The sequence below is a fragment of the Lacrimispora algidixylanolytica genome (assembly GCF_003609635.1).
GTDB classification, from domain to species: domain Bacteria; phylum Bacillota; class Clostridia; order Lachnospirales; family Lachnospiraceae; genus Lacrimispora; species Lacrimispora algidixylanolytica.
The window spans coordinates 160,342-186,475 of record NZ_MCIA01000001.1 but is presented as its reverse complement, the minus strand read 5'-3'; the positions used below and the strand labels follow the sequence as shown (position 1 = coordinate 186,475).

The following is a 26,134-nucleotide window of genomic DNA, read 5'->3' as shown; positions in this document are numbered from 1 at the left end:
AGAAAAGGAGAACGTAGATGTCCAATGAGATGATGGAAGTAATAAAAAAGAGAAGATCTATCAGAAAATTTAAGGAAGAGGGAGTCTCAAAAGAAAGTCTGGGAGCAATTTTAAAAGCAGGACTTTTTGCCCCTTCTTCCAAGAGCAAAAAGCCTGTGGAATTTATCGTCGTAGAAGAGAAGGAAACCATAAAGAATTTAAAGGAATGTAAAAGCTTTGGGACTTCAGGCCTTGATACCGCTCCTTTGGTCATTGTAATCATTGCAGACAGTGAAAAAAGTGACGTATGGGTAGAGGACGCCTCCATCGCTGCCATTATGATGCAGCTTGAAGCAGAAAGCCTTTCCCTTGGTTCTGTATGGATTCAGATCCGTAAGCGGGAGTGTGCGAATGGGGATTCAGAAGCAGCCGTAAGGCAGGTCCTTGGCATTCCTGAAAAATTTGGCGTTTTATGCCTTCTGGCTCTTGGTCATAAGGCAGAGGAACGGCAACCATATGAAGACAAAGATGCAGATCCTTTCAAAGTTCATACAGAAGTATATTAATCCTTTATCAAAGGAAGCTTCATGGTAACGGAGGTGCCCTTTCCATACTCACTTTCAATGGAAAGGCTGCCCCCATGAAGGGCCATAATTCTCTGAGAGATGGCTAACCCAAGCCCTTCCCCTGGGGAACGTTTATCTGCCTTAAAAAAGGAATGAGTGATGTATGTTAGATGTTCCTCTTTTACACCGATTCCGGTATCTTGGATCACCAGATGGACCCAGTCTTTTGGGGCTGTCATGGTAATTACAATCTCACTGTTTTTTTCTGAAAATTTAATCCCATTGTCTAATACGTTAATGACAACCTGTTTTAACTTATCCCAGTCCCCCTCTATCCTTACGGGAGTAAGGTCACGAATCAGTCGGATGTTCTTTTTCTCTGCTTTTTTTATAAGTCCCAAACTTACCTTTTCAACCAGTTCATCTAAAGCGATGGGAGAACGGTCTAATACCATACGGTCAGACTGGTACCTGGAGAAGTCCAGCAGGCTCTCCACCATTCGAATCAGACGTTCCGTTTCTTCTTCCATAATTCTAAGTCCAAACCTCATCTCTTCTTCTGTCAGACCGTCAGGCTCCTTTATGGTTTCTACCCAACCCTTGATTCCAGTCAGTGGGGTCCTTAACTCATGGGAGATGGAGGAAATAAAATCACTTTTCATCCGGTCCGCCTTCGTGATCTCATCTGCCATGTAATTTAGCATGTATACCAATTCTCCTGCCTCGTAAGGGTAGGATTCTTCAATTTTTTCCTGATAATTTCCTTCTGCCATTCGTTTTGTCAACAAGATAATATTTTTTAAAGGCAGCACAATGGAATTACCAAGGCGTAAACTTACTAGGAATGCAACGCTTGCCACCATCAGGCAGACGAAAAATCCCCAGTTGAGAAGGGTATAGATTCGTTGGTCGGTCTCTGTTAGTGGTGTTTCATATTTTAAAACAGCAACGGTCTGACCGTGATAGAACAGGGGGGTGTAAACAACCATAACTCTCTGCCCAGTTCCTTTTTCCACCTTGTATACGGTCTCAAATGATAAGACCTCGGAGTCAATGGTTTCCCTGTGATCGTTTAGATATCCAGTTGTGGATTGAATGGGATCTCCATTTCTGGTGAGTAGTAAGAGATTGGTGCCCTCCATCTCATAGAATTTGATAATATCATTGCTTTTCCTTTTTAGATCTTCCCCTGTAAATGTTCCAAGTTCAGCCCATACAAAAGGAACTGCCTCTGTATGGTTCTTCACCCCATTTGCCAGTTCCTGGTAAAAATACCGCCGCATTCCAATGCCAAAACAGACCATGACAAGAGTCAGGGTCAAAATGGTCAAAAGCATGAAATAGGAAACTACTTTTCGTTTCATGGACTCACTCCTTCCACACATATCCGTAGCCCCATTCTGTACACAAGTACCTGGGATTTTTAGGGTCCGACTCCAATTTTGTTCGGATTCGTCTGATGTTCACATCTACCACCTTAGGATCTCCCGAATAATTGGTTCCCCAAACCTGGTCTAGAATTTCATCTCTGGTAAATCCCTTATTTTTATTTGAGATAAGAAATTGTAGCAGGCAGACTTCGGTGGGGGTAATCTTAATTTCAAGCCCTTCATTTGTTAATTGATTGTGAAGGCTGTTAAGGGAAAAGGGGCCGGATACAAGAACTCCGGCCATATCTTTTTCTGCCACAAGAGATAAGCGGCGCAGAAGGGAAAGAATTCTTGCCTCCAGCTCACTCATTTGAAATGGCTTTGTCAGGTAATCATCTGCGCCTAGTAAAAGGCCCTTCACCTTATCCTCATCCTGAGTACGGGCGGTAAGCATAATAATTCCAGCAGTGGGATTTAAATTCCTCATTTCATCGCAGACCGTAAAGCCATCGATGCCCGGAAGCATGATATCTAAAAGCACCACGTGGATGGCCTGGCTTTTGAATACAAGAAGGGCATCTTCCCCTGTTTCTGCCTCAAAAACTTCATATCCTTTTTTTCTTAGATTCAGGCAGACAAAGCTGCGGATTGATAACTCATCCTCTACCACCAGTATTGTTCTCATATGCTTTTCCCTCAGTTTAATTCTTCCTCCATCAGATGGAATGCGCTTGTTGGTATTTTTGTCTCTTCTTTTAACTCGGTATAAAAGGACGTTTCTTTCGTCTTACCAAGAACAACGGCATTAGATGGAAGAGAATTATTTGCGGCCCATTTTACCTGGAATAATACGGTATCACCTTGGGTGGAAAGAAGTAAAACTTCGTTATCCTTGCGTTTCACGGTGACACCCTCATACAGTTCCTTTGGAAAGGAGATGTAAAAATGCTGTCCTTGATCGGTATAGCGTTCTTCTACCACCTGAAAGGTTCCGTCAAGCTTGTAATCCTGGTACGTATCAATAAATGGAATTTCTGCAAAGGCGGCATCTTCATAGCCCTTAGGAATATACATACCTCCCACTTCTATAATGCCATCTCCATTGATGTCTCGGCTGTAAATGGGATATTCCTTTAAAAGAACATGGTCCAAAGGATCTCCCACTTTTTCAAGATTTCCATTTTGATAAACAATAATCTCAGTCAACATGGAATGCGCACCCATACCGCTGTCTGCAAACAGTGCTTTTTCTCCATCTGCTAAGGTACCAAATACGGCATGTTCAAAGAATCCTTGTGGGTCTAAATCTATCTGAGAAAGTAACTTAAGATTTCCTTTTTCATAGGAATAAAGTCCTGCCGCACTGGTATTGTCCTGCTTTTTTGTAATAGCCATGATATCTGGGATCTGGTCCTTGGTATAATCAGCAATCGAAAGGGCATCGTAGTTTAACTCTGATGTTTTTGTAAGCTTATCCTTTTCTAGTTTGTAGATGGCAAGCTGGTTGTCATGACCGGTATTTGAAACAGCTCCGCCAACGATTGCCTCCTTAACCCCATCTCCGTCAAGGTCAGTCAGTTCAAAGGTATCAAAGCCTAAGTATCCAGTCTCCATATCTTCTTTTATCTTCCATGTTCCATTTTCTTTCGTCAGATAGACAAGGTGAGCCTGACGATTATCTGTTGTATTCCGGTATAAGAGAAAGGCTTCCCGGGCTTCCATTCCCGCCTGGGCACTTAGGAAGATACTTTGCTTTTTCGCAGCATTTTCTGGAACGAGAAGTTCGGAACCAGAGGGAAGAAATGCCCCAATGGCAGCGATGTCATCTTTCGGTGGCTGTGAAATCGTATTTTGTTTTTCCGTATTTTTGCATCCCGTAAGAAGAATAACGCCGGTTAGCAAAAGGGGAATCATGTTTGCGTATTTGAGTTTCATATGTCTGCTCCTTTTAAAAAGTGAATTAATTTCAAGTAACGACTGCTTCCTTTGTATTATAGCTGTTTTCTAGAGCGATGGGGTTACAAAAAGGTTACAGCATCTGGTAAGCAAGATTTACCACATTGGAATTGGAAAAAAGAGTCATTTAGTTACTTTATAAACTATGTTACTATGTGAATGTGCATAAAAATAAGTATTAAAAAGAGTAAAAAAAGGAAATAACAAACAAAAACGATTTAAGATCATGGGTCTTCCATGAGATTATAATATAAACTGTTTCAAGATACCACTAGGAAGCGCAAGCTGGCATGATGAATAAGGAGTGAACATATATGGACAGACGAAAGAGACAGATCCTTGATATTTTGTCAGACAAAGAATACGATACCGCACAACATCTGGCGCAGCAGATTCATGTGGGTACAAAAACCATAAGAAATCTATTAAAAGAGATGAACCAAGAGATGGAAGCTTATGGAGCTGTCATTCGTTCCAAATACGGGGTGGGATATTATTTACACATATCGGATAAAGAAAAGTTTGATTCCATTAAGGGAAAAATATACTCCCGTCTTGCTGATGAGTATCTGCCGGGAACGTCAGAGGAGCGGATTCAGTACTTGTTAGAGTATTTGTTTAACAGTCCTTCCTATGTAAAGCTAGATGAATTAAGCGACAGCCTTTATATTTCAAAACGAACTTTAACTGCAGATTTAAAGGAAGTAGAGCAATACATCAACCAGTTTAACATAAAAGTAATACGAAAGCCCAATTACGGCATTAAGCTGGAAGGCGGAGAATTTGATGCCAGGTTATGCATTGCTTCCTTTTCCGGAAACCGACTTCATAAAGGGAATCAAAGCATGGATGAAATTGCAGTCTGTGTTTCTTCCGTTTTAAAAAGCAATGATTACTACATTACAGGAGCCTCTTATCAAAATCTTGTGGTTCATCTTTATATTGCAATAAGCCGTATTATGGAGTGCCATTATGTTCCTCTCTCCAAAGAACCTATGGAGCAAATGAACGACCGGTTTGAGTATCGGATTGCAAAGGAAATCGTGATCCAACTTGAATCTGCCTTTCATATTTCTTTTCCTGAGACGGAGATCGTTTATATCGCCATTCACCTGGCAGGGAAGAAGATGATCTATCCTGCCGATGAAGCAGAGCAAAACGTGATTATCACTCAGGAGATCAGCGATCTGGTGATTTCCATGCTAGAGCGGGTCTACGACCTTTTTAAATTTGATTTTCGCAGTGATTTGGAACTACAAATGTTATTATGCCAGCATCTGGTCCCTTTAAGCGTCCGAATCAAATACGATATGAACTTAAAAAATCCTTTGCTTCGGGATGTAAAGGAAAAGTTCTGTCTTTCCTATGCTATGGCAAGCAGTGGAGTCACGGTTCTCAATGAGTATTTTCATGTTCTTTTATCTGAGGATGAGATTGCTTATTTCGCTTTTGCCTTTGCTCTCGCCCTTGAGCGAAAGAAAACAGAGATCCAGAAAAAGAATATATTGCTTGTCTGTTCCTCTGGCAGGGGAAGCGCAAAGCTACTCCAGTACAAATACCAGAATTCCTTTAAGGATTACATAAATAACATCACAGTCTGTGATGTAGGAAGTCTCTTGAAAAAGGATTTTACCAATTATGATTACATCTTTACCACCGTACCCATTACGGTTGCGGTCCCAATTCCCATATTGGAGGTTCAATACTTTCTAGATGATAAGGACATTGTAAATGTAAAAAAGGTCCTTACCTCTGAAAAAACCTCACAAGTAGGGCATTATTATAAAAAAGAGATGTTTCTGCCTCATTTAAAGTTCCGGACAAAGGAAGAAGTCCTTCGCTGCATGTGCCACTTTGTAATGGAGGAAAAAAAGCTGCCTGAGGAATTTTATGAATCCGTCTTAAAGCGGGAAAGGCTTGCAAAGACGGCATTTGGAAACATGGTGGCTATGCCTCACGTTTATAAAGCCATCAGCGAGGAAACCTTTGTCTGCGTTGGAATTCTTGACGAGCCGGTGGACTGGGGAGGGCAAAAGGTGCGGGCCGTGTTCCTTGTCTCCATTGCCAATAAGGACCATACCAGTGTGGAGCTACAGCGTTTCTACCAGATGACTGCCGCATTTTTATTAAGCCAGAAGCAGATTCAAAATCTGGTTAAGAAACAAGATTATGAGGCATTTATCAAAGCCATGATAAGCATCGAAGAACAGCTTCCCAAGGAACTATGAGATAAATCACAAAAAAAAGAAGATGTGCAAAAGATTCCTTCCCTTTTACACGTCTTCTTTTAAATTCTATCAATCCTCATATAAGCTTAAGCCATTGGTCTCAATAACCTTTTGATACCAGTCAAAGGACTTTTTCTTAAGGCGCTTATAAGTTCCATTTCCATAGTCATCACAGTCCACGTAGATAAAGCCGTAGCGCTTTGACATCTGTTTTGTGGACTCGGAAACAATGTCAATACATCCCCAAGAGGTATAACCAAGACATTCCACTCCATCGGTTGTGATGGCATCTGAAACTGCCTTTAGGTGTTCTTTGAAATATTCAATACGGTATGTATCGTCAATGGCGCCGTCTTCCCCTACTTCATCTTTTGCTCCCAGCCCATTCTCTACAATGAATAAAGGCTTTCGGTAGCGGTCATACAGATCCACCATGGAGATACGAAGTCCCGTAGGATCAATCTGCCAGCCCCAGTCAGAAGCCTCTAAATGAGGATTCTTAAGGGCATTGATGGTATTGCCCGGGGTCATGCTTAACTTTGAGGTGTCCTCTGCAGAACAGGAGGAATTGTAATAGGAAAAGGATACGAAATCAACAGGATAAGCTTTCATGATCTCATCGTCCCCCATTTCCTTTTGAATGTGTATGCCTTTGTTTTTGAACCGGGAAAGAAGGTAGGCTGGGTATTCCCCAAACACTTGGGTGTCGCTGTAGCAGTAGGTGCCCCGCATGGTCTGCTGGGCTTTTAAAACATCCTCAGGCTTACAAGTATAGGGGTAATAGGTCAGCTTGGTCAGCATACAGCCAACAAGAGAGCCAGGTATGGTCTCATGGCAGATCTTTGTTGCGTAAGCAGAGGCGACAAACTGGTGGTGCATGGCCTGGAAGATCACTTCTTCAAAGTTTTGATTCGGGAATCGATCCTCAATCAAGGCGCCGGTGGTAAAGGGATGGCGGATGATAGAGTCCACCTCATTAAAAGTGAGCCAGTATTTTACCTTATCTTTATAACGGTTGCAGATGGTCTCCACAAATTGAAGAAAGAACCCTACCGTCTCCCTGGAGTACCAGCCTTTGTAGTTTAAGACAAGATTAATGGGAGGTTCATAATGAGACATGGTGACCAGAGGTTCGATGCCGTATTTAAGAAGTTCATCAAATACATTGTCATAGAATTTAAGCCCTTCTTCATTGGGCGTTTTATCATCTCCGTTAGGAAAAATTCTAGACCATGCGATGGACATACGATAAACCTTAAAGCCCATCTCTGCAAAAAGCCGGATGTCCTCTTTATAATGGTGAAAAAATTCAGAGCCATGGCGTTTTGGATAATATACTTGGTCATCCGTAGCAAGGGCTTCTTCAATGTCCTTCGTGGTTACGGTATTATGGGCCTTGTAATTGGTAACATCCGTATCATAATGAGCTTTTGCGCAGTCGGAAACGGAAATCCCTTTACCACCCTTTTTATAGCCGCCCTCCACCTGGTTCGCCGCCGTTGCTCCACCCCAGAGGAAGCCATCCGGGAATGCATTTCTTTGATTCATGTGTACCCCTCCTTTTTTAAAAGTCTATGAAATTAAGATGAGATCATTATATCAAAGTTAGAAAACAATCTCAAAGCACAGTTTTTCCATATTGATTGTGGTCATGGCTTCCCCGGAAGAGGGAAGAAGAAAGTGCCATTATGAAAATGGAAAAAGACCTCATGGAGTTCTAAAAAAAAGTATGTTATCATGTCAATACATTACAAAAAAACGTTGAACACACCTGATGAAACATATAATGTGCACAAAAATATGGGGTGCTTACCAACGGTTCTGAAAGGATTTAAGCAAGTGGGGAGGACTTAAAGGGGAGTATTTAAGTCCTAAGTAGGAGTACCGTTTTATACGGTGGATATGGAGGAAGAGATGAAAGAAAAGATTATGAATGGTCTGCTTTCTGTTGCAGGAGTCATGCAGACACAACGACATCTGGCAGCCATTAAAAATGCGTTTATGAGCCTGCTGCCAATTATTATCGTCGGCTCATTTTGTACCCTTTTTTCTAATGTTATCTGCAGTACCACGCCAGGCTTCTTCAGCCTTGCAAACGTTCCTGGGCTTAGCTTTCTAGGAAAGCTAAATCCCATGTTTACGGCTGCAAACTATGGAACCATGAACTTCATTGCAATTGGCTGTGTGATCCTCATTGCCATGGAGCTGGGAGAACATTACGAGATCAAAGATAAGGCACTTCCAGTGGTGGCACTTGGAGCCTATATCTCTCTTTGTGCCTTTACTGCCACGGGAAAAGCGGTCGATGGAAGCGAAGTGATAGTAGCCAATGTACTTGGTAGAATGTACACCAACGCTCAGGGATTATTTGTAGGTATGTTTGCGTCTGTGGCAGCCACTGAGATCTACTGTAAACTGGTTAAGAGCGGTAAGTTTGAGATCCATATGCCAGACAGCGTACCATCCAATGTAGCCAGGTCCTTTACCATTTTATTTCCGTCCCTGATCACCATTATTATAGTTTCAGGAATTGGAATGATATTTGAGATGGTGACTGGCATGACTCTCTTTAACGCCATCATTGCCTTTATCCAAAAACCTTTATCCAATATTCTTACTAGCTTCCCAGGTTACATCACTCTTATTTTTATTACCACTTTGCTATGGAGCTTTGGTATTCATGGAACCCAGGTGACGAAAGCAGTATACGAGCCAATCCTATTAGCAGCTTTTGCAGAAAATGAAGCAGCCTATGCAGCAGGTGCACCCATTCCTAATATCATTAACACTCCGTTTATGTCCTGCTTTTCTACCGTTACCGGGGCAGGAATCACTGGAGGATTAATTATTGCCATTATGATATTTTCAAAGCGGGATGATTTTAAGGCTATCGCAAAGCTTGCAATCCCCTGTGCCATCTTTAATATCAATGAACCTATTATCTTTGGTCTTCCGGTGGTCATGAACCCCATTATGGCAATTCCGTTTATGATTGCGCCGGCAGTATCTGCCACCTTTGCGTATGCCATGACAAACCTTGGTTTTGCAGGCAGAATGGTGGTGAATGCACCCTGGACCACACCACCGGGACTTATGGCATTTCTATGTTCTGGAGGAAATATTGGAGCAGCAGTAACCCAGATTCTTTGTATCCTTCTTGCCTTTGTTGTGTACATTCCCTTTGTGCTCGCATCCAACCGGCAGAGGGTTGAAACAGAAGAATAAAAAGAATACAATAACAGCATGAGGTGATTATGATGGAAGAGGTTTTTACCAGAGAAAGAATGATAACGTATTTCTGGCTTATCTTTGCCCCGCCCTTTGGGTTGTACCGAGTCTTAAGAAGAAATTCAGAATTTCGGAGATCGGAAAAGTGGGTGTGGACCATGATTGTTGGAATTACCCTGATTACTTTAGTGAAACTCATAATCGCAGGTTAAGAGAGAGAGGCTTGTTAGAAATGGATATGGAAATGATTGTTATGAAGCTTGTAGTCAGTGCCGGGAATGCCAGAAGTACTGCGATTGAAGCGTTGCGTGCTGCAAAAAACGGGGAGTTTGATCTCGCTGAGGAGCAGATGGAGGATGCAGACAGAACGATTCTGGAAGCACATGAAATCCAAACTGAAATGATCCAAAATGAACTAAATGGAAACAAGGTTGAAGTTGGCCTTTTAATGGTTCACGCCCAGGATCATCTGATGAATGCCATGACAGTTATGGACCTCTGTAAGGAAATGATTGATATATTAAGAAAAAATATGGTATCATAGAAAGGAAGTTTTTTATGAGGAATATTGTATTATTTTGCGCAGCAGGAATGTCTACCAGCCTGCTGGTTAATAAGATGAAAGAAGCAGCATCAAAAGATAATTATGAATGCGTGATCAATGCATATGCCCTGGCGAGCACCAGAGAAAAGGGTCCAGACGCAGATATTATACTATTAGGACCTCAGGTTCGTTTTAGCAAATCAAAGGTGGAGAAAGACTGTCCTGGCAAGATCGTTGAATGCATTGATATGCAAGCTTATGGCACCATGAACGGTGCAAAGGTCATAGCCCAGGTTAAAAAGGCCTTAGGAGATTAATTAGAAGACTAATTTTGAGTGGCAGAAAGAGTGGAATAAAGAGATATGGATTTAGCTTTGATTACCGTGAAGAAAATTTTGGAGATGTTCTTTATCTTGCTTATAGGGGTGGCTGCTTTTAAGGCAAAGGCAGCTGATAGCACAACCGGGAGTCGTATGACCTCCATTCTCTTGTATGTGATCTCGCCTTGTGTCATCCTCATGTCTTATCAAATGGAATTTGATAAAAACCGACTGGTGGGGCTGGCTGTGACTGCTGGATTGTCTTTTGCAAGTTTTTTAGTAGCTATCATAATCTCCAATCTGTTGGTTCCAAAACACAGTAGCCCTGATGTGGCAGTAGAACGAATGTCAATTGTTTATTCCAATTGTGGCTTTATTGGTATTCCCCTTGTGGATGGACTTTTAGGAGGGGAGGGAGTTTTTTATATGACCTCTTACCTAACGGTGTTCAACCTATTTGTATGGTCCCATGGCATCATACTGATGAAAGGGAAGACGGAAAGCTTGAAAGATACGGCTAAAAACTTTATCCAGCCCTCGAACCTGGCGATCTTTGCAGGATTGATCCTATACATAACAGGAATAAAACTTCCCAAACTAATTGCGGATCCTGTGACAATGATCGGGAGCATGAATACCCCCATGGCAATGCTGATTTCCGGGATAAATTTAGCAGAGAGTGATTTGCTTTCCTCTTTAAGAACTCCCAGAACCTATTTGCTAAGTGCCGCAAGGCTGATTATAGTACCACTTGTGACCCTAGGGTTATTAATGGTGGTTCAGGTAGACAGGGTTATTGCGGTTACGGTCCTCATTGCAGCAGCCTGCCCAAGTGGGGCTATGGGAACCATGTTTGCCATGCAGTATCAGAAGAACAGCCAGTATGCATCGAAGCTACTTGCCATCACCACGTCCTTATCCTTACTCACCATACCAATCATTATGCTGGCAGTAGGCAGAATCTTTTCGTAAAAGGAGAAACCATGATTGTAATTAATACACCACTTAGAGCGGACATATTTCAAAAGGCAGCAGAAGAGGAAGGTCTAATATTTGTAAAGAAGACAGGCATGAAGCTAATCTTTGAAAATCCTCAAGGCGAGGACGCAAAGAAAGCAGAAGTCTTAAAGAAAAAATGGAAGGGAAATAAAGATCTGGCGGCCATATATTTCCAGGTTCTTCCACAATAGAGCAATCGAAAAGAAGAGGGCGTAGGCTCTCTTTTTTTGTTCTTTGGAATAGAAATATCCAAAAAAAAGGTAGAAGGAATAGGAATATTTTAGCGATTTAAAATAAGACAATTTTGGGTCAATGTGTTATAATATCCCTATTAAATCCCGCATGGATTATATTATTTTCGATGATCGGATCAATCGATGGGAAGGGGGATATTGCTATCCGGAGTAAATATAAATTTTTTTTAGCCATAATCAGCAGTATCATCTGTGCGGTTATGGTATGTTTTTATTTGTTTTCCATTGATAAGGTCGGTGACATCTATATAGGAAGCTCGAAGAAAGTCATTTGTAGTATAAAGAAGGACTTTTTAAAAGATACGGTAGATAATCTGGTTTCGGAAATCGATATTAAGAGGACCTTAAAGTCCGCTAATATTGAAAAGTTTGTTGCCAGAACCGTTGGTATCATTGACATGAAAATGGATCTTAGAGATGAAGAATTCCAGGAGTTTTTCATCGATTTTTTTACGGATAATCCGGATTTTAAAAATGTCATGGTTGTTTTATGGGATGATAAAGCAAACCGTGCAGTTTACGATCCTTATCATCTCTCCGGCTCCACTTGGGTGGACACGGTTTATAATAATGCGGGAACATTTACTTCTTATCGAGTGGCAATACATGGAAAATACCGTTATATGATAGGCGTTACGAAAGAGTATACAGAATCTCTTGTAAAGGCCGATATCTCAAGCACCATCAGAAATGTTCAGTTTGCCGGAAACTCTTTTATTCAGGTCAATGAGATTATGAATTATAAGGGAGGAAAAAATTTTGCTGTCTGCAGGATCTATCCTGATATGCTAGAAAAAGAGGGGACTTATTTATCCACGGATGCTCCTGATGCCTTGGGAGATTTTCCGTACAAGACAGAGTTAGATGCCATCAATAAAGAGGGAGAGGTCTTTTATGGTTACACCGTAAATAGAGGGGATCATAACGAAGACTCCAAAACAATGATCTACTCCAAGCTTTATAAGGAGTATAACTGGGTGATCAGTATGGGGATTTACCTTGATGACTTAAATCCCTATCTAGAGCAGATCAATCAAGATAGCAGCCAGATGGTTTCTAGACTTAGCTTTTTGCTGGTAGTTCTATTTGCATTTATACTTGCAATTAGTTTAAGCGCCATTTCCCTGATTGAAAATCTATATCACCGAAGTTCCAGAAAACAGATGGAGTCGGAGATGAACTTGGATTCACTTACCGGTGCGGATACCAGAAGAAGCGGAGCAAGAGAGCTGACAGATGCCTTTCACAAATTCAAACGTTTGGGAGAAGGACCAGGAGTCATGATGTGCGATCTGGATCATTTTAAAGTAATTAATGACAAGTATGGACATTCTGCTGGAGATAAGGTGCTTTTAGAGTTTGTAAAGGAAATGAAGCTGTTTTTAAGAAGCTCAGATATAGTAATAAGATGGGGCGGGGACGAATTCGTCTTTTTGCTCCAAGGATTGAGGCAAGAAGCGGCTCTTGATTTTTGCCGGAAGTTTATTCTTAAGGTGTCTGAATTAAGGATAGAGGAAATGGAAGATGAATTATCCATTACAGTCTCGGTAGGCATATCCTTTTTTAAGGAAACAGACGAAGCATACACAGATGCTCTAAAGCGTTCAGATGAAGCTCTTTACCAGTCAAAAGAAAGAGGACGTAACCTTGCAAGCGTCCTGAATTAAATACTTAAAACAGACCGGAAATCTTACCGGCCGGAAAGAGGGAGAGTATGAAAATTGAAAAGCAGGAATATTGTATAAAAGGGTTAAAATATACCATTCGATCCGCCGAAGAATCGGATGCAGCGGCCTTAGCAAAACTTAGGGTTTTAATGGACGGAGAAACGGAAAATATGGATCGTGAGGCAGGGGAAGGTCTCTTAAGCGAAGACGATTTTAAGCAGCTCATCAAAGGAGATTCTGAAGGGGAAAACAATTTGTTCCTCATTGCTTTGGTAAATGATAGCCCCATAGGATTTTCTAGGTGTGAAGGAAGCACCTTAAAGCGTCTGGCCCACAAAGTTATATTTGGTGTATGTGTACAGAAAAAATACTGGGGGCATCAGATTGGTAAAAACCTTCTCTCCCGCTCCATCTCCTGGGCCGATACCAATGGGATTAAAAAAGTGGAATTGTGTGTTTTAGAATCCAATCGTAGAGGGATTATATTGTATATGGATCAAGGGTTTAAGGTGGAAGGGGTATTAAGAAATGATAAGCTTCTTTCCGATGGGAAGTATTATGATACTATCATCATGGGTAGACTATCTTCCTTAAAATAAAACAAGGAATAATGAAATCGAAAATGAAGATGTAAATACGGTCTATCTTGCCGAAGTGGAGAAGGTCTGTCTGGAAGGAGTGCGACGGGGCTCGTCTATTTATTCATTCAGACCATGCCTTATATGAAGCAAAAAAATGTAGAAATGCCATCTTTGTCTACGATGAGAGCAAAATGGTAACGAAGCCAATGGGCAGATAATCCCATTGGTTTCTTTTTGTATTGACATTACAATATGTGTAATGTTATAATTCGTGTAACGATAACAAGCGGATAAAAGGAAAGGAAAACCAATGGAAAAAATCATATTATCAACAAAAAAAGAATTGGAAATATATATAAATCCCATGAGGCAGCAGCTTTTAGGAATCCTGGAAAAATCAAAGGAACCTATGACACCAAAGATGCTGGCAGATAAGATGAATATCTCTGCTTCCAGTGTCCAACACCATATTGGCAAGCTTTTATCTCTTGGTGTTTTGGAGCTTCACCACACCAAGCAGATCAATGGAATTACAGCCAGGTTTTATAAACCCACCTATGTTGTGGTTCAGATCGGACTTGAAAAAGATGATTCCATGACGTCTCAGAGAGAAGTATATTTACAGGAAAAGGTTGCTAGGACCTATGATGGATTTATGGTTCAGAAGAAGAAAGTATTGGAAGGATTAAAGGAGAAGGAGCAGATAAACCAAGGAATGGAATGGCAGTTAGGAGATATCTTAACAGGTGTCATGCACCTTACGGGGGAAGAATCAAAAGAGCTTTTTAAGTTAATCTCCGGATATCTAGAGACCCATAGCACCCCTTCTTCGGAGAAGTCTCCTTGGGAATATGCGCTGATCTTATATAATGCAGGGGAGGATTTGAATGAATAAAGTGCAGCAGCTCGTCATCTTTTTAAACTATTTTTCCCTGGGACTTTTAATGCCGGTGCTGAATCTGATTTTGCTGGAGAGGGGGGCAGATGTTAAGACGTTGCCGCTGTTAATTGGTCTATATGCGTTATCTGCCCTTATCTTTGAACTTCCAAGTGGAATTTGTGCTGATTTATTGGGAAGAAAGACTGCTTTTTTAATATCCGGGATCGCCAAGCTTTTTTCACTCACCTTGCTGATTGCAGCAGATGGTATCGGTCTGTTGATTCCATGTGTCATCTTTAACGGCATCAGCCGTGCCTTTTCCACTGGAAGTTTGGATGCTCTTATTATGGAGCAGGCGGTTGACCTAAAGGGAGAGGACTGCATTCCCAAGGTATCCTCTCGTTTGTCCATGCTAGAGGCGGCTGGTTTTGCAATTGGTAGCATTCTGGGTGGGTTCGTATCCTACGCAGGTGGTACCGAAGGGGTGATCTTAATTCAGGGAGGATTTACAGTAGCTGCGTTTCTTTTATGTGCGGCGGGAATTCGAGAGAAGAGAGAAAAAAAGGAGAAAGACAATAAAGTGCCACTGTTGGCCCACCTAAACATGGGAGCCCAGGCAGTGAAGACAGGTGGGAATTTAAAATACGTTCTTATGGGAACGTTTTTTACTGGATTTTTATTGATTTCCATCGAAACCTACTGGCAGCCAATCTATCTAGAGGTTTCTGCGTTAAAAGATGCCACCTGGACCCTTGGAATTTTATCATTCTTAGGCTTTTTCATGTCTGCTACAGGGAATGCGGTCAGTGAAAAACTGCTTACCAAATTTAACCTTAATCACTGGAACGTATACGGAATCGGCAGATTGGCTCTTAGCCTTTTTCTCGTAATATTATCCTTACAATTTCATGGACGGGGCTTTGTTCTTGCCTATGCCTTGCTGTACCTTTTATCAGGTATCGGCAATGTAGCGGAGAATACCTTGATCAACCGGTATACCCCCAATCATGTTAGAGCAAGCATGCTTTCTCTAAGCTCTTTTTTATTCCAGCTAGGCGTATTGTCAGCCTCTCTGGTAAGCAGTTTACTGGCAGCTAACGTATCCATCAGAGGAATTTGGGCGTTGTCAGGTTACTTCTGCTTCATCTCCATGTTTATACTGTTTATTGTGGTATTTAAAAGAAATAAAAAGATAATTAACACAATAACATCATAATATTATTGATAATCAGGAGAAATTCTGGTATAAATAGAGTATAGCACACCATTTGTGCTGTATGAAACGGATGAAAGGAGATTATTTATGATACATCCAATGTTTTTATGCCATGGAGCCCCAGACCTTGTTTTAGAGGATAATGAATATATTAGATTATTAAAAGAAATTGGAAAAAGCCTGAAACCCAAAGCGGTTGTACTCTTTACGGCTCACTGGGAGACGGAGGTCACGGCAATTTCAGCCGTTGAAGGCACATACGATATGATTTACGATTTTTACGGTTTTCCGGCTGAACTTTACCGCATAAAATATCCAGCAAAGGGATCGCCTGAGCTGGCAGAACGGATAAAAAGCCTTTTAAAAGAACACGAAATATCATCAAATTTGGACCATTCCAGGGGAATTGATCATGGAACTTGGTCCCTTCTGTCCCTTCTATTTCCAGAGGCAGATATTCCGGTGGTACAGGTATCCATTAACCCATTTCGTTCCAAGGAAGAACAGTTTCTGATCGGAGAAGCATTAAAACCTCTGGCAGAAGAAGATATATTAATTCTAGGTAGCGGATCTACGGTTCATAACTTGGGAGCTTTAAATGGAAATGCCACAGAGCCGGAGTCATGGGCTGTGGAATTTGATGACTGGATCATAGACCGAGTGGAACGGTTAGACAGTGAAGAACTCTTTCGTTATCAATCCCTTGCCCCTCATGCAAGGCATGCAGTTCCAAGAGAGGAACATATCATGCCTCTATACACAGCCATGGGAAGTGGCCGGGATAGAACTCCAAAGCTTTTGCACCGAAGTTATGCTTACGGAACATTTACCTATCTTGGTTTTGAGTTTTAATTTGGTTGTAAGAAACGAAGTTGAGAATTATAAAATATAATATGATACCCCTATGTAGGACAATGAAATAAAAAGTCCTACATAGGGGTATTTTCATGGTAGAGTCATCTTATGGCTGGGCCTAAGGGGTATGCCCTTTTTCATCATTTTCATCATTATTAATTTTGTTTTCTTTGGCAAAAAGTCTTAACCCGAAGAAGATTAAGATGAAACCAACTGCCACATTTAACAATTGTATCACGATAGGAGGCAAAAATCCCCTTACCATACTCCCCAGAAATGCCACGCCCGTTAAGAATATTATAGTGGCAATAACACAACCCGCGGCAAAAAAGGTAAGCTGCCTTTTGTTCCAATTGTTTTCTATCATTTGCGTAGAAAACATACCACTCCAAAAGATGATAGTTAGAGGGTTTGATGCGGTTAAGAGCATTCCTTTTATAAATAGGTTACCGCTTGATACCTGAGAAAATAGTTGAATGTCTGGCAAGAGAGTCATGCCAAAGACACCTATAATCGTATTCACGCCAAAGAAAACAAGGACAAGACAACCAGCCAGCTTAACTCCTGCCTTCACCTGTTTCTGGTTAATAATAGCAGCAACTCCCACGCAGGATAATCCGATGTAGAAAGCGTCAATAAGAGCAATGGCAAATACAAGAGATAAACCGCTTATAAAACCATAAGTTGTGGCTGTATGAAAGACGAACAAACACATCGGCCCCACGGCAAATTGTAGCAATAATCCAAATCTAAACCCTTTTAAAATCATTTTGCTGATTTCTTTTCCTTTCATTACCCATCAAAGACCCTTCTGTTTTGGGTTATTTTACCAAAGCAAAAGGGTGAAGTAAACCTTATATAACAATACCATATAAAATAAAGTCTTTCATTTATAATCTTATGTATGAAAAAACAGGGTGGCATCGTAACAAAGGTTATATAATTCATTCCATGGCTCTATGGTTGGATTTTTGCGTTATATACATAGAGATCGTTGAACTTATCGATGGCTAACTTTTTTTGTTCCATTAAAGAGTGGGCATAGATATTTAAAGTAATGGAGACACTGGAATGCCCTAGAAGCTCACTTATGGTTTTAATATCAACTCCAAGTTCTAAGGCACGGGTGGCAAAGGTGTGGCGAATGGCGTGGAATTTCCGGTCCGTTACACCGGCATCGGTCAAAATTCTTTTATATAGTTTTTGAAAACGGCGGGGATCATATGGGAGCTGGTTGCCAGAGAAGATATAGTCCTCCTCTCCATAATCTCCAACGTGTTTTTTTAAGATTACAAACAAAAATTCGGGCAAAGGTATTTTCCTTAATGATTTCCGACTTTTTGGAGACCCTACAGATAGTTCGGTCTTATTTTTTCCTTCGTCAAAGGTTTGAACTCTGGAAACCGTCCGATTAATGGACAAAGTGCCGGCTTCTATATCAACGTCCTTCCATTTCAAGGCGCATAATTCACCTAAGCGGATGCCAGTATAAAAACACAGTACAATTCCAATGGCCTGTTTGCGCTCATGACGAAGAACTGCTTGCTCGATGGAGCGCTGATCTTTCATGGAAAATACTTCCACCTCTTTATCTACCAGCTTTGGAGGTTTGATCAGGTCTATTATGGAGACGTATTCTGGAGAACCCTTTAATATCTCTCGCAGTGCAATCTTAAAAATAGAAAGAATCTTCCTTCGTGAGGAATCTGCCAGTTCTGTTTCCTCACGAATCAGTCTGGTAAAGCGAAAGACCGAATCTTCCGTGATCTTTAAATACCGGTTGTTTCCGTAAAACGGGATCACATATTTGTTTATACAGCGGTAATAGCTTTCATAGGTCGAAGGCTTTACCCTTGGTGCCGTATCCTTTAACCATGCTTCAAATAAATCCACAGCATTTGGGGTAGTTGCATTTGCCTGCTTTTTACGGGGACCTGTAGCTTCTGGAGTCTGCTTTATCTTCTCCTTCACTCCCTTATAGCTGGAAGAGTAGAAATACTGGTACTTTCCATCCTTTTTCAAACGCCGTCCTTCCCATCTGCCATCTTTCCGTTTGTATATATTTTCTCCTCGTCTAGGCATGGGTAAACTCCTTTGCTTATAATCATCTATTATAAGATGAGATAGGCTTGAATGACATAATCCAAATATTACCACATTTTGGGCCATGGATGTTGAGGTTGACATTTGAAAGTAGGTGGTCTACACTTAATGTGAGATATTATTGAAAAAGGAGTGAAGACATGGACAGTAACCCTCGAAGTCAGATGTGCGGCTTCAAGCCCCACTATGAAGATAAAACCCAATACACCGGAGTAATAATCAGGATGATGCCCTATGTCTATTAATACATAAGGGTACTATTTTCCTGCTTATTCTTGCCGTCAATTGGGACGGCTTTTTTTGTGCCAATTTTTATTTTCATTGGGGACTCTTACAAAGAAAGGAATGAAACCAATGAAATTTTTAACAGGAAAATTAAAAGATACCCAGCAAAAGAAAAATCGTCTATTTAAGGAAGAGGAGATCAGAAGTTATGCATTTATGGAAGAAGCAGAACTTTTTCGTGAACTTTCGGCAAATAAGACAGGACTTACTCCTATGGAAGCAGAAGACAGGCTGGAAGAGTTTGGCCCAAATGTAATTACAGCAGGAAAAAAGGATACAGCTCTTCATCGGCTGAGGGAGGCAGTCATCAATCCCTTTAATGTGATTCTTCTTATCATAGCCGCAGTCACTTATTTTACCGATGTAGTTTCCTCCTCAAAACCCGATTATTTAACCGTAGGAATTATATTATTTCTGGTGATTTTATCTAGCCTTGTGGCATTTGTGCAGTCCCAGCGTTCCAATGCCGCAGCAGAACAGCTATCCCAGATAATTTCCAATAAAACCGATGTCTGGAGGGACGGAGTTCTTACGGAAATCCGAATGAATGAAGTGGTTCCTGGAGATATCGTTCAGCTTTCCGCAGGCCATATGCTTCCGGCTGATGTACGTTTTTTAACCACCAAGGATACCTTCTTAGCTCAAGCAGCGCTTACGGGAGAATCCGCCCCTGTGGAGAAGTTTAGCCATGGTGAGAATAATAAAAAGGACGGATTGACGGATCTTAAGAACATCGGATTTATGGGTTCTAATATAGTGAGTGGTAGTGCATCGGCTATGGTGTTAATGACAGGCAACAGTACCTTTTTTGGCTCTATGGCCCAGTCCCTTTCCGGGGACAGAGCCAAAACCAGTTTTGAAAGAGGCGTGGATTCTGTCAGCGGCCTATTGGTTCGGATGATGCTATTTATGGTTCCGATTGTATTCATCATTAACGGAATTGCCAAAGGAGACTGGGCAAGCGCTCTATTATTCTCCTTTAGCATAGCAGTGGGCCTCACCCCTGAGATGCTTCCTATGATTATGACCTCCACCCTTGCAAAGGGCGCAGTCTCTATGTCTAAGCACAAAGTGATTGTCCGCACCCTGGGAGCCATACAGACCTTTGGGGAAATGGATATTTTATGTACGGATAAAACTGGTACCCTGACAGAGGATAAGGTGGTATTAGAAAAATACATGGATATTCGTGGAGTGGACGATACCAGAATCTTAAGGCATGCATTCTTAAACAGCTATTACCAAACGGGCCTTAAAAACCTCATTGATCTTGCCATTATTAACCGGGCGGGACAAAATGGGTTAAATGACATATTAGACTCCTATCATCAGGTGGATGAGATCCCCTTTGATTTTGCAAGAAGAAGGATGAGCGTGGTGTTATCTGATAAACTTGGGAAGCTTCAGCTCATTACAAAGGGTGCGGTGGAAGAGATTCTTGAAATCTGCAGCTTCATGGAAATCAACGGAAGTGTTCTGCCGATGGACGAAGAAACAAGGAACATTGCCATGGCGACCTACAATCAATACAATGAAGAAGGACTGCGCATGATTGCAGTGGCACAGAAAAATGAAGTGCCTGGAGTCGATGCCTTCGGCGTGGCAGATGAGAAGGACATGGTCCTGATTGGATTTGTAGGATTCCTTGATCCGCCAAAAGAAAGTGCAGGAGCTGCTATCTCTGCCCTATTAGAACATGGGGTTCGAACGGTGGTTCTTACGGGAGACAGTGAAGGTGTGGCTGCAAAGGTCTGCAAAAAGGTTGGAGTCGGTGTAGACACACTGATTACCGGACGTGACGTGGAAGCCATGACAGATGATGAACTTTTTGAAGCAGTAGAAATCTGCAATCTTTTTGCTAAGTTATCCCCATCTCAGAAGGAACGGGTGGTAAAGACCTTTCAAAGGGCAGGTCATACCGTAGGCTATATGGGAGACGGCATCAACGATGCCCCAGCGCTTCACCAGGCCGATGTAGGAATCTCCGTTGACAGTGCGGTGGATATCGCAAAAGAAACGGCAGATATTATATTGTTAGAAAAGGATTTAATGGTGCTAGAGGAAGGTGTCATAGAGGGACGCCGCACCTTTGGAAACATTATTAAATACATTAAGATGGCGGCAAGCGGAAACTTTGGAAACATGATTTCCGTTATCATAGCCAGTGTCTTTTTGCCTTTTCTTCCCATGCTTCCAGTACAGATATTAACCCAAAACCTGCTTTGCGATTTTTCCCAGTTAGGCATTCCGTTTGACCGAGTAGATAAGGAATATTTAAAAAAGCCCCACAAGTGGGAAACCAGGTCCATTAAGACCTTTATGGGATTTTTTGGCCCTTTAAGCTCCATCTTTGACCTTTTATGCTTTGCCGTAATGTGGTGGGCAATCGGAGCCAACCGGGTTGAGCTTTCTCCCTTATTCCAGTGCGGCTGGTTCCTGTTTGGTACCATATCTCAGGTTCTAGTTATTCATATGATCCGTACGGAAAAACTGCCATTTGTTCATAGCTCTGCTTCTCTTCCTCTTTTAGTGTCCACTTGCATTGTTGCGGCTGTGGCTATGGGAATTGGATTTACACGCTTTAGTGTAGGCTTTGATATGCAGGCTCTACCTCTTAAATTTATTCCTTGGCTGGTTTTATTGGTGGCTGGATATTTAATCTGCGTGCAGGTTTGGAAAAAGGTATATATGAAACGGTATCAAGAATGGATGTAAATGCATCTCTCTGATTTAATTGGTTAGACTAACTCCGAAAAGAAACGATACGGAGGAAGCCAATGCAATCATTAAACGATGTTACCATTGGAGGGACTTATACCATTCAGTGGATGACGTGCGATCCTCATACCATGGAGGCCATGAATAACCATGAGTTAAAAGAAGGTATGACCGTCCGCGTGGTAGGGCAATTTTATGGAAATGTGATTCTGGGCGTGGGAGATAAGCGGCTAGCCATTGGAAAAGAAGCGGCAAAGGACATTAAGGTGTCCAGCTTTACTTAACCCACAGGGAGTATTGACAAGCCATGCATTTTCACCCATAATATACACATACCCCTAGTGGTATATGGAGGTGTTATATGAAACAATGTATGGATGCTGATAATCTGCACCGACGCTTAAATAAAATCATCGGACAGGTTCAAGCTATTGATCGCATGGTGAATGAAGATGTTCCCTGCGAAGATGTACTGGCGCAAATCAACGCAGCCAAATCGGCCCTTCACAGGGTGGGACAGGTGGTTTTGGAAGGCCACATCAATCATTGCGTCAGAGATGGAATCGAACATGGAGATGCAGATAAGACCATTAAAAGCTTTACAAAGGCAGTAGAACGATTTGCCAATATGACCTAAACTCTAGTTGAAAGCCGAGCTGTTAAATCAGCTGGCTTTCTTTTTTTTATCTTGACAACCTATACCCCTATTGGTATATTACATATATACACATACCCCTATGGGTATAAAAAGGGAGGAAGTTATGGAAAAATTAGAAAAATTATTGGATTGGGGCGGAAGTAAAAAAAAGATAGTTTTCCTTGGAATTTCCGGGTTATTTCTGCTGATTAGCCTTTTTGATCTAATTCCCATGTCCTTTGATTGGGCTTGGGTCGCAATTGTATTATGTGGAACTCCCATTATACTGGAGGCGGTAATTGGGCTTGTTACAGAGTTTGATATTAAGGCAGATGTCCTGGTTTCCATTGCCTTGATAGCATCTATTATCATTGGAGAGCATTTTGCTGCTGGAGAGGTAGCCTTTATTATGCAGCTTGGGGCTTTGCTTGAGGATTTGACTGTGGAAAAAGCCAGGGCAGGAATTGAAAAGCTGGTTCATCTGACTCCTCGCACAGGAAGAAGGGTTATATTAAATAAGGAAGAGATTATTCCCGCGGAGCACATTCGGGTGGGAGATATCTTGCGAGTGCTACCTGGGGAAACCATTCCGGTAGATGGTGTGATTTTATCGGGCCAGACCTCGATCAATCAAGCAGTCATGACGGGAGAATCCCTGCCTGTGGATAAAGGACAGGGAGATGAGGTTTTAAGTGGATCAGTGAATCAATTTGGTTCCTTTGATATGGAAGCAGTTAAGATAGAAGAAGACAGTTCCATACAGAGAATGATTCGCCTGGTTCAGTCTGCAGATGCCAGTAAGGCCAAAATAGTAGGCATTGCAGATCGGTGGGCGACCTGGATCGTGGTGACAGCGGTCTTATCTGCGGCATTGACCTGGTTTGTTACAGGTGAGATTTTAAGGGCCGTTACCATCTTAGTGGTATTTTGTCCCTGTGCCTTAGTTCTTGCCACTCCAACTGCCATTATGGCGGCCATTGGCAATGCCACAAGACATGGGTTTCTGGTGAGAGAAGGGGATGCTCTTGAGAGGTTGGCAGCAGTTAAGAAGGTAACCTTCGATAAAACAGGAACTCTCACTTACGGAACTCCTGGAGTTTATAAGGTTTCTAGCTTTCTAAAAGAATTTTCTCAGGAGATGGTCTTTGAGATGGCGGCAGGAGCGGAATTACGTTCTGAGCACCCATTGGGAAAAGCCATTGTCTTAAGCTACCGGTATACCATTCATAAAGAAGTGCCAGATGGGGAGGGATTTCAGATGGTTCCTGGGCGTGGTGTGATTGCCACCGTAAAGGGAACCGTTGTTATGGTGGGAAGTCCAGAGCTTCTTTTCACAAAGGACATCATTCTTACGCCCAAGCAGATGGAGGAAGCAGAGTTTTCCCGCAAGGAGGGCTGCACAGTGGTGTACGTTTCTGTAGGAGAAAGGGCAGTTGGATTATTGGCATTGTCAGATACCTTGCGTAAGGAAGTAGGTGAAATGATTTTAGAGTTGAAAAAGACCTTGATCACTCCAGTGCTTCTTACGGGAGATCATAAAAATGCAGCCAGGCAGATTGCAGACCAGGTTCACATTAATGAGGTTTATGCAGATTGTCTTCCAGAGGATAAGATGGGGTTTATAGAAGCTTGTCAGCAGAAAAAAGAGTATGTCTGTATGATTGGTGACGGAGTCAATGATGCACCGGCCTTAAAGCAAGCTTATGTGGGAATTGCAATGGGAGGCATTGGAAGCGACATTGCGGTTGAGGCGGCAGATATTACCTTAGTCAATGATGAGATTAAGGAGATCCCCCATTTGTTTAAGCTTTCAAAGAAAATGATGGGAACCATAAAAAATAATCTGGCATTTTCCTTGACCCTTAATTTCATTGCAATCGTACTTGCCATGACTGGAATATTAAATCCTGTATTAGGCGCTCTCGTACATAATGCAGGTTCGTTTTTGGTAATCATTAATTCTGCATTTCTCTTAAAATGGAGGAGTTGAGATAAAAAAGGTGTGTAAGCAGATAAATGACTTACACACCTTTTTTTATGAAGTTTGATCTTTATTTACATGATTCTTAATTGCAGCAAAGCTTTCCGCACTAATTACGTGTTCAACCCGGCAGGCATCTTCAAGAGCTACCTTAGGAGTAACTCCCAGGGAGATGAGCCAGTTAGAGAGCAACGTATGGCGCTCGTACATCCTTTCTGCGATTTCCTGTCCTTCTTTTAACAGATAGATGTAACCGTTTTCGTCTACTTCAATATAGCCGTTTTCCCGGAGATTTTTCATGGCGACACTGACACTCGGCTTGGAGAATTCAAGTTCTCCTGCGATGTCAATGGAACGTACATTGCCATTTTTATTGTGTAACATTAAAATGGCCTCCAAATAGTTTTCAGCAGATTCCTGAATCTTCATAATAACACCCTCTTTCTGCATAATATATTCTTATTTTAACATAGAATGCCATGGTTTATCAAGTCAGGTCTTCGTTTCCATTGCTTTTGTGCTTCTTTATCATTGTCCGGAATTGGCTAATTGTTATCCCCAAAGCATTGCTAGCGGTCCTTAAGCTGTACTCCCTTCGAATCCATTTTTCATAAACCGGATAAAAATTCTCAGGAAGGGGAGACGGGAATCGCCCCAGATGTCGGCCTTGAGCCTTTGCAATGGCGATTCCTTCTGCCTGTCTCTGCTTGATGCTTTCACGCTCTGACTGAGCGACATAGGAAAGTAGCTGCAAGACAATATCAGAAATCAAGGTACCGATTAAATCTTTGTTGGTACGTGTGTCAAGAATGGGCATGTCAATAATGACAATATCAGCTTTTTTGATTTTGACAATTTCCCGCCATTCTACCTGGATATCTTCGTAGTTTCTTCCCAGACGATCTATGCTTTTTACAACCAGGACATCTCCTTCCCTTAACTTTCTTTTTAGCTTCTGGTATTGCGGCCTGTTAAAATCCTTACCTGATAATTTATCACAATATATGTTCTTTTCCAATACTCCCCATTTGTTGAGTTCAACCAATTGTCGTTCTACATTCTGATCCAGGGTTGATACTCTTACATAACCATAGAAATTGTTCATATTGTATTAAAACCTCCTGTCGTTACTAGTATGGCAGAAAGCGAAGATTTTAAAATGAGACAAGCATACCGTATTGCTAAAAAGGTGTACCTTTTTGGNCTTTAGACAAGCATACCGTATTGCCAAAAAGGTACACCTTCTTATCAAGATAAAATAAAAAAATGGACGGGTAGGAAATACTTACCTTCACGCAAATTGGGAAGGCTTATGAATATATTAATCTTATATCACATACGTATCGAGTTTGTTTTACGCAGGTTTCCTTTTATGTTCCAGACAAAAGGGGTTGCAGACAGAGTAGAATGTATCGGAAAGGGGCAAAACCTATGTTTGGTATCTTTTATTCAGGGGAGGAGATTTTATTCTCCTGGGATACGATAGGAAATATAGCAGAGAGACGGAAACATCTTTTAGAGGAAATGCCTGTAATGGTATATCGGCTGTATGAGTATATCATAAAAGCAAAATTAACACACCGGTATGAAAAGAAAGCATTAAAACATCTTTTCTACAGGGCTGGCAGGTTAATCAGAAAGGTTTTTACATTTAGCCACTCTTTAACAGCAGTACAGAATTTATAAGAATACATAAGATCAATGTTTTGATGAAAGAAATGTTTGATTACGCAATAAGAGAAGAAATTCTTATCACCAAAGAAGATA

Annotated in this window: 25 protein-coding genes; 17 read left to right on the top strand and 8 right to left on the bottom strand. The window is 41.5% G+C overall.

Annotated elements, in window-relative coordinates; all coding sequences use genetic code 11:
* The first annotated feature begins 17 nt into the window (after nucleotides 1-17).
* On the top strand, nucleotides 18-545 hold the full coding sequence (locus tag BET01_RS00840) for a nitroreductase family protein (RefSeq protein WP_243117083.1): 528 nt from the start codon (nucleotides 18-20) through the stop codon (nucleotides 543-545).
* Here BET01_RS00840 and BET01_RS00835 read toward each other — a convergent pair.
* The 3 genes from BET01_RS00835 to BET01_RS00825 are packed head-to-tail and all read right to left on the bottom strand — an operon-like array spanning nucleotide 542 to nucleotide 3,850.
* Entirely contained in the window at nucleotides 542-1,909 is a 1,368-nt protein-coding gene (locus tag BET01_RS00835) for a sensor histidine kinase (protein ID WP_120194867.1), read from the bottom strand. The genes BET01_RS00840 and BET01_RS00835 overlap by 4 nt on opposite strands.
* Before the next feature lie 4 nt (nucleotides 1,910-1,913).
* On the bottom strand, nucleotides 1,914-2,600 hold the full coding sequence (locus BET01_RS00830; RefSeq protein ID WP_120194866.1) for a response regulator transcription factor: 687 nt from the start codon (nucleotides 2,598-2,600) through the stop codon (nucleotides 1,914-1,916).
* 11 nt (nucleotides 2,601-2,611) lie between these two features.
* Nucleotides 2,612-3,850, bottom strand: coding sequence for a hypothetical protein (locus tag BET01_RS00825; protein ID WP_120194865.1), 1,239 nt, complete (start codon nucleotides 3,848-3,850; stop codon nucleotides 2,612-2,614).
* A 335-nt stretch (nucleotides 3,851-4,185) separates the two neighbouring features.
* On the opposite strand from BET01_RS00825, the gene BET01_RS00820 reads away from it, so the two are divergent.
* The gene (locus BET01_RS00820; RefSeq protein WP_120194864.1) at nucleotides 4,186-6,099 is read left to right on the top strand and encodes a BglG family transcription antiterminator; all 1,914 of its coding nucleotides are present in this window, start codon (nucleotides 4,186-4,188) and stop codon (nucleotides 6,097-6,099) included.
* A 69-nt stretch (nucleotides 6,100-6,168) separates the two neighbouring features.
* Here BET01_RS00820 and BET01_RS00815 read toward each other — a convergent pair whose 3' ends face one another.
* Nucleotides 6,169-7,647 (bottom strand): family 1 glycosylhydrolase, encoded by a 1,479-nt coding sequence (locus tag BET01_RS00815; protein ID WP_120194863.1) that lies wholly within the window; start codon nucleotides 7,645-7,647, stop codon nucleotides 6,169-6,171.
* A 366-nt stretch (nucleotides 7,648-8,013) separates the two neighbouring features.
* Here BET01_RS00815 and BET01_RS00810 point away from each other — a divergent pair, with 366 nt between their 5' ends.
* The 11 genes from BET01_RS00810 to BET01_RS00760 all read left to right on the top strand — a co-directional run bounded on the left by BET01_RS00810 (nucleotide 8,014) and on the right by BET01_RS00760 (nucleotide 16,640).
* Nucleotides 8,014-9,324, top strand: coding sequence for a PTS sugar transporter subunit IIC (locus BET01_RS00810; protein WP_120194862.1), 1,311 nt, complete (start codon nucleotides 8,014-8,016; stop codon nucleotides 9,322-9,324).
* 29 nt (nucleotides 9,325-9,353) lie between these two features.
* Nucleotides 9,354-9,539: a hypothetical protein gene (locus BET01_RS00805; RefSeq protein ID WP_120194861.1), complete on the top strand. Its 186-nt coding sequence runs from the start codon at nucleotides 9,354-9,356 to the stop codon at nucleotides 9,537-9,539.
* A 20-nt stretch (nucleotides 9,540-9,559) separates the two neighbouring features.
* Nucleotides 9,560-9,871 (top strand): PTS lactose/cellobiose transporter subunit IIA, encoded by a 312-nt coding sequence (locus BET01_RS00800; protein ID WP_120195318.1) that lies wholly within the window; start codon nucleotides 9,560-9,562, stop codon nucleotides 9,869-9,871.
* Between the two features lie 14 nt (nucleotides 9,872-9,885).
* Nucleotides 9,886-10,188, top strand: coding sequence for a PTS sugar transporter subunit IIB (locus BET01_RS00795; protein WP_120194860.1), 303 nt, complete (start codon nucleotides 9,886-9,888; stop codon nucleotides 10,186-10,188).
* A gap of 45 nt (nucleotides 10,189-10,233) precedes the next feature.
* The gene (locus BET01_RS00790; RefSeq protein ID WP_120194859.1) at nucleotides 10,234-11,163 is read left to right on the top strand and encodes an AEC family transporter; all 930 of its coding nucleotides are present in this window, start codon (nucleotides 10,234-10,236) and stop codon (nucleotides 11,161-11,163) included.
* 11 nt (nucleotides 11,164-11,174) lie between these two features.
* Nucleotides 11,175-11,381 (top strand): hypothetical protein, encoded by a 207-nt coding sequence (locus BET01_RS00785; protein WP_120194858.1) that lies wholly within the window; start codon nucleotides 11,175-11,177, stop codon nucleotides 11,379-11,381.
* Between the two features lie 170 nt (nucleotides 11,382-11,551).
* Nucleotides 11,552-13,111 carry a sensor domain-containing diguanylate cyclase gene (locus BET01_RS00780; RefSeq protein WP_120194857.1) on the top strand — a complete coding sequence of 520 codons (1,560 nt, stop codon included), beginning with the start codon at nucleotides 11,552-11,554 and terminating at the stop codon, nucleotides 13,109-13,111.
* A gap of 47 nt (nucleotides 13,112-13,158) precedes the next feature.
* Nucleotides 13,159-13,710 carry a GNAT family N-acetyltransferase gene (locus tag BET01_RS00775; RefSeq protein ID WP_120194856.1) on the top strand — a complete coding sequence of 184 codons (552 nt, stop codon included), beginning with the start codon at nucleotides 13,159-13,161 and terminating at the stop codon, nucleotides 13,708-13,710.
* A 292-nt stretch (nucleotides 13,711-14,002) separates the two neighbouring features.
* Nucleotides 14,003-14,587 carry a winged helix-turn-helix domain-containing protein gene (locus tag BET01_RS00770; RefSeq protein WP_120194855.1) on the top strand — a complete coding sequence of 195 codons (585 nt, stop codon included), beginning with the start codon at nucleotides 14,003-14,005 and terminating at the stop codon, nucleotides 14,585-14,587.
* The gene (locus BET01_RS00765) at nucleotides 14,580-15,788 is read left to right on the top strand and encodes an MFS transporter (protein ID WP_120194854.1); all 1,209 of its coding nucleotides are present in this window, start codon (nucleotides 14,580-14,582) and stop codon (nucleotides 15,786-15,788) included. The genes BET01_RS00770 and BET01_RS00765 overlap by 8 nt, the downstream gene beginning before the upstream one ends.
* A gap of 87 nt (nucleotides 15,789-15,875) precedes the next feature.
* Complete coding sequence (locus BET01_RS00760; protein ID WP_120194853.1) at nucleotides 15,876-16,640, top strand: DODA-type extradiol aromatic ring-opening family dioxygenase; 765 nt, start codon at nucleotides 15,876-15,878, stop codon at nucleotides 16,638-16,640.
* A 121-nt stretch (nucleotides 16,641-16,761) separates the two neighbouring features.
* Here BET01_RS00760 and BET01_RS00755 read toward each other — a convergent pair whose 3' ends face one another.
* Together BET01_RS00755 and BET01_RS00750 are read right to left on the bottom strand one after the other, a co-directional pair.
* Nucleotides 16,762-17,436, bottom strand: coding sequence for a LysE family translocator (locus tag BET01_RS00755; protein WP_243117082.1), 675 nt, complete (start codon nucleotides 17,434-17,436; stop codon nucleotides 16,762-16,764).
* A 164-nt stretch (nucleotides 17,437-17,600) separates the two neighbouring features.
* Complete coding sequence (locus BET01_RS00750) at nucleotides 17,601-18,725, bottom strand: tyrosine-type recombinase/integrase (RefSeq protein WP_120194852.1); 1,125 nt, start codon at nucleotides 18,723-18,725, stop codon at nucleotides 17,601-17,603.
* A gap of 375 nt (nucleotides 18,726-19,100) precedes the next feature.
* Here BET01_RS00750 and mgtA point away from each other — a divergent pair, with 375 nt between their 5' ends.
* The 4 genes from mgtA (at nucleotide 19,101) to BET01_RS00730 (ending at nucleotide 24,376) form a co-directional block, all read left to right on the top strand.
* On the top strand, nucleotides 19,101-21,746 hold the full coding sequence (mgtA, locus tag BET01_RS00745) for a magnesium-translocating P-type ATPase (protein ID WP_120194851.1): 2,646 nt from the start codon (nucleotides 19,101-19,103) through the stop codon (nucleotides 21,744-21,746).
* A 62-nt stretch (nucleotides 21,747-21,808) separates the two neighbouring features.
* Nucleotides 21,809-22,033: a FeoA family protein gene (locus BET01_RS00740; protein WP_120194850.1), complete on the top strand. Its 225-nt coding sequence runs from the start codon at nucleotides 21,809-21,811 to the stop codon at nucleotides 22,031-22,033.
* A 77-nt stretch (nucleotides 22,034-22,110) separates the two neighbouring features.
* Complete coding sequence (locus BET01_RS00735; RefSeq protein ID WP_120194849.1) at nucleotides 22,111-22,386, top strand: metal-sensing transcriptional repressor; 276 nt, start codon at nucleotides 22,111-22,113, stop codon at nucleotides 22,384-22,386.
* A gap of 124 nt (nucleotides 22,387-22,510) precedes the next feature.
* Nucleotides 22,511-24,376, top strand: coding sequence for a heavy metal translocating P-type ATPase (locus tag BET01_RS00730; protein ID WP_120194848.1), 1,866 nt, complete (start codon nucleotides 22,511-22,513; stop codon nucleotides 24,374-24,376).
* 45 nt (nucleotides 24,377-24,421) lie between these two features.
* On the opposite strand, the gene BET01_RS00725 is transcribed toward BET01_RS00730, so the two are convergent.
* Both BET01_RS00725 and BET01_RS00720 read right to left on the bottom strand, forming a co-directional pair.
* Entirely contained in the window at nucleotides 24,422-24,796 is a 375-nt protein-coding gene (locus BET01_RS00725; protein WP_120194847.1) for a metal-dependent transcriptional regulator, read from the bottom strand.
* Nucleotides 24,797-24,854: 58 nt separating this feature from the next.
* Nucleotides 24,855-25,472, bottom strand: coding sequence for a recombinase family protein (locus tag BET01_RS00720; RefSeq protein WP_120194846.1), 618 nt, complete (start codon nucleotides 25,470-25,472; stop codon nucleotides 24,855-24,857).
* Nucleotides 25,473-26,134: the final 662 nt, after the last annotated feature.

Bases quoted from the DNA above. Each gene is read 5' to 3' on its own strand.
- BET01_RS00750 (WP_120194852.1), bottom strand. From the start codon at position 18,725: ATGCCTAGACGAGGAGAAAATATATACAAACGGAAAGATGGCAGATGG.
- BET01_RS00730 (WP_120194848.1), top strand. From the start codon at position 22,511: ATGGAAAAATTAGAAAAATTATTGGATTGGGGCGGAAGTAAAAAAAAG.
- BET01_RS00820 (WP_120194864.1), top strand. From the start codon at position 4,186: ATGGACAGACGAAAGAGACAGATCCTTGATATTTTGTCAGACAAAGAA.
- BET01_RS00780 (WP_120194857.1), top strand. From the start codon at position 11,552: ATGATCGGATCAATCGATGGGAAGGGGGATATTGCTATCCGGAGTAAA.
- BET01_RS00770 (WP_120194855.1), top strand. From the start codon at position 14,003: ATGGAAAAAATCATATTATCAACAAAAAAAGAATTGGAAATATATATA.
- BET01_RS00740 (WP_120194850.1), top strand. From the start codon at position 21,809: ATGCAATCATTAAACGATGTTACCATTGGAGGGACTTATACCATTCAG.
- BET01_RS00825 (WP_120194865.1), bottom strand. From the start codon at position 3,850: ATGAAACTCAAATACGCAAACATGATTCCCCTTTTGCTAACCGGCGTT.
- BET01_RS00785 (WP_120194858.1), top strand. From the start codon at position 11,175: ATGATTGTAATTAATACACCACTTAGAGCGGACATATTTCAAAAGGCA.
- BET01_RS00790 (WP_120194859.1), top strand. From the start codon at position 10,234: ATGGATTTAGCTTTGATTACCGTGAAGAAAATTTTGGAGATGTTCTTT.
- BET01_RS00725 (WP_120194847.1), bottom strand. From the start codon at position 24,796: ATGAAGATTCAGGAATCTGCTGAAAACTATTTGGAGGCCATTTTAATG.
- BET01_RS00805 (WP_120194861.1), top strand. From the start codon at position 9,354: ATGATGGAAGAGGTTTTTACCAGAGAAAGAATGATAACGTATTTCTGG.
- BET01_RS00810 (WP_120194862.1), top strand. From the start codon at position 8,014: ATGAAAGAAAAGATTATGAATGGTCTGCTTTCTGTTGCAGGAGTCATG.
- BET01_RS00800 (WP_120195318.1), top strand. From the start codon at position 9,560: ATGGATATGGAAATGATTGTTATGAAGCTTGTAGTCAGTGCCGGGAAT.
- BET01_RS00755 (WP_243117082.1), bottom strand. From the start codon at position 17,436: ATGAAAGGAAAAGAAATCAGCAAAATGATTTTAAAAGGGTTTAGATTT.
- BET01_RS00830 (WP_120194866.1), bottom strand. From the start codon at position 2,600: ATGAGAACAATACTGGTGGTAGAGGATGAGTTATCAATCCGCAGCTTT.
- BET01_RS00835 (WP_120194867.1), bottom strand. From the start codon at position 1,909: ATGAAACGAAAAGTAGTTTCCTATTTCATGCTTTTGACCATTTTGACC.
- BET01_RS00840 (WP_243117083.1), top strand. From the start codon at position 18: ATGTCCAATGAGATGATGGAAGTAATAAAAAAGAGAAGATCTATCAGA.
- mgtA (WP_120194851.1), top strand. From the start codon at position 19,101: ATGAAATTTTTAACAGGAAAATTAAAAGATACCCAGCAAAAGAAAAAT.
- BET01_RS00720 (WP_120194846.1), bottom strand. From the start codon at position 25,472: ATGAACAATTTCTATGGTTATGTAAGAGTATCAACCCTGGATCAGAAT.
- BET01_RS00765 (WP_120194854.1), top strand. From the start codon at position 14,580: ATGAATAAAGTGCAGCAGCTCGTCATCTTTTTAAACTATTTTTCCCTG.
- BET01_RS00760 (WP_120194853.1), top strand. From the start codon at position 15,876: ATGATACATCCAATGTTTTTATGCCATGGAGCCCCAGACCTTGTTTTA.
- BET01_RS00795 (WP_120194860.1), top strand. From the start codon at position 9,886: ATGAGGAATATTGTATTATTTTGCGCAGCAGGAATGTCTACCAGCCTG.
- BET01_RS00775 (WP_120194856.1), top strand. From the start codon at position 13,159: ATGAAAATTGAAAAGCAGGAATATTGTATAAAAGGGTTAAAATATACC.
- BET01_RS00815 (WP_120194863.1), bottom strand. From the start codon at position 7,647: ATGAATCAAAGAAATGCATTCCCGGATGGCTTCCTCTGGGGTGGAGCA.
- BET01_RS00735 (WP_120194849.1), top strand. From the start codon at position 22,111: ATGAAACAATGTATGGATGCTGATAATCTGCACCGACGCTTAAATAAA.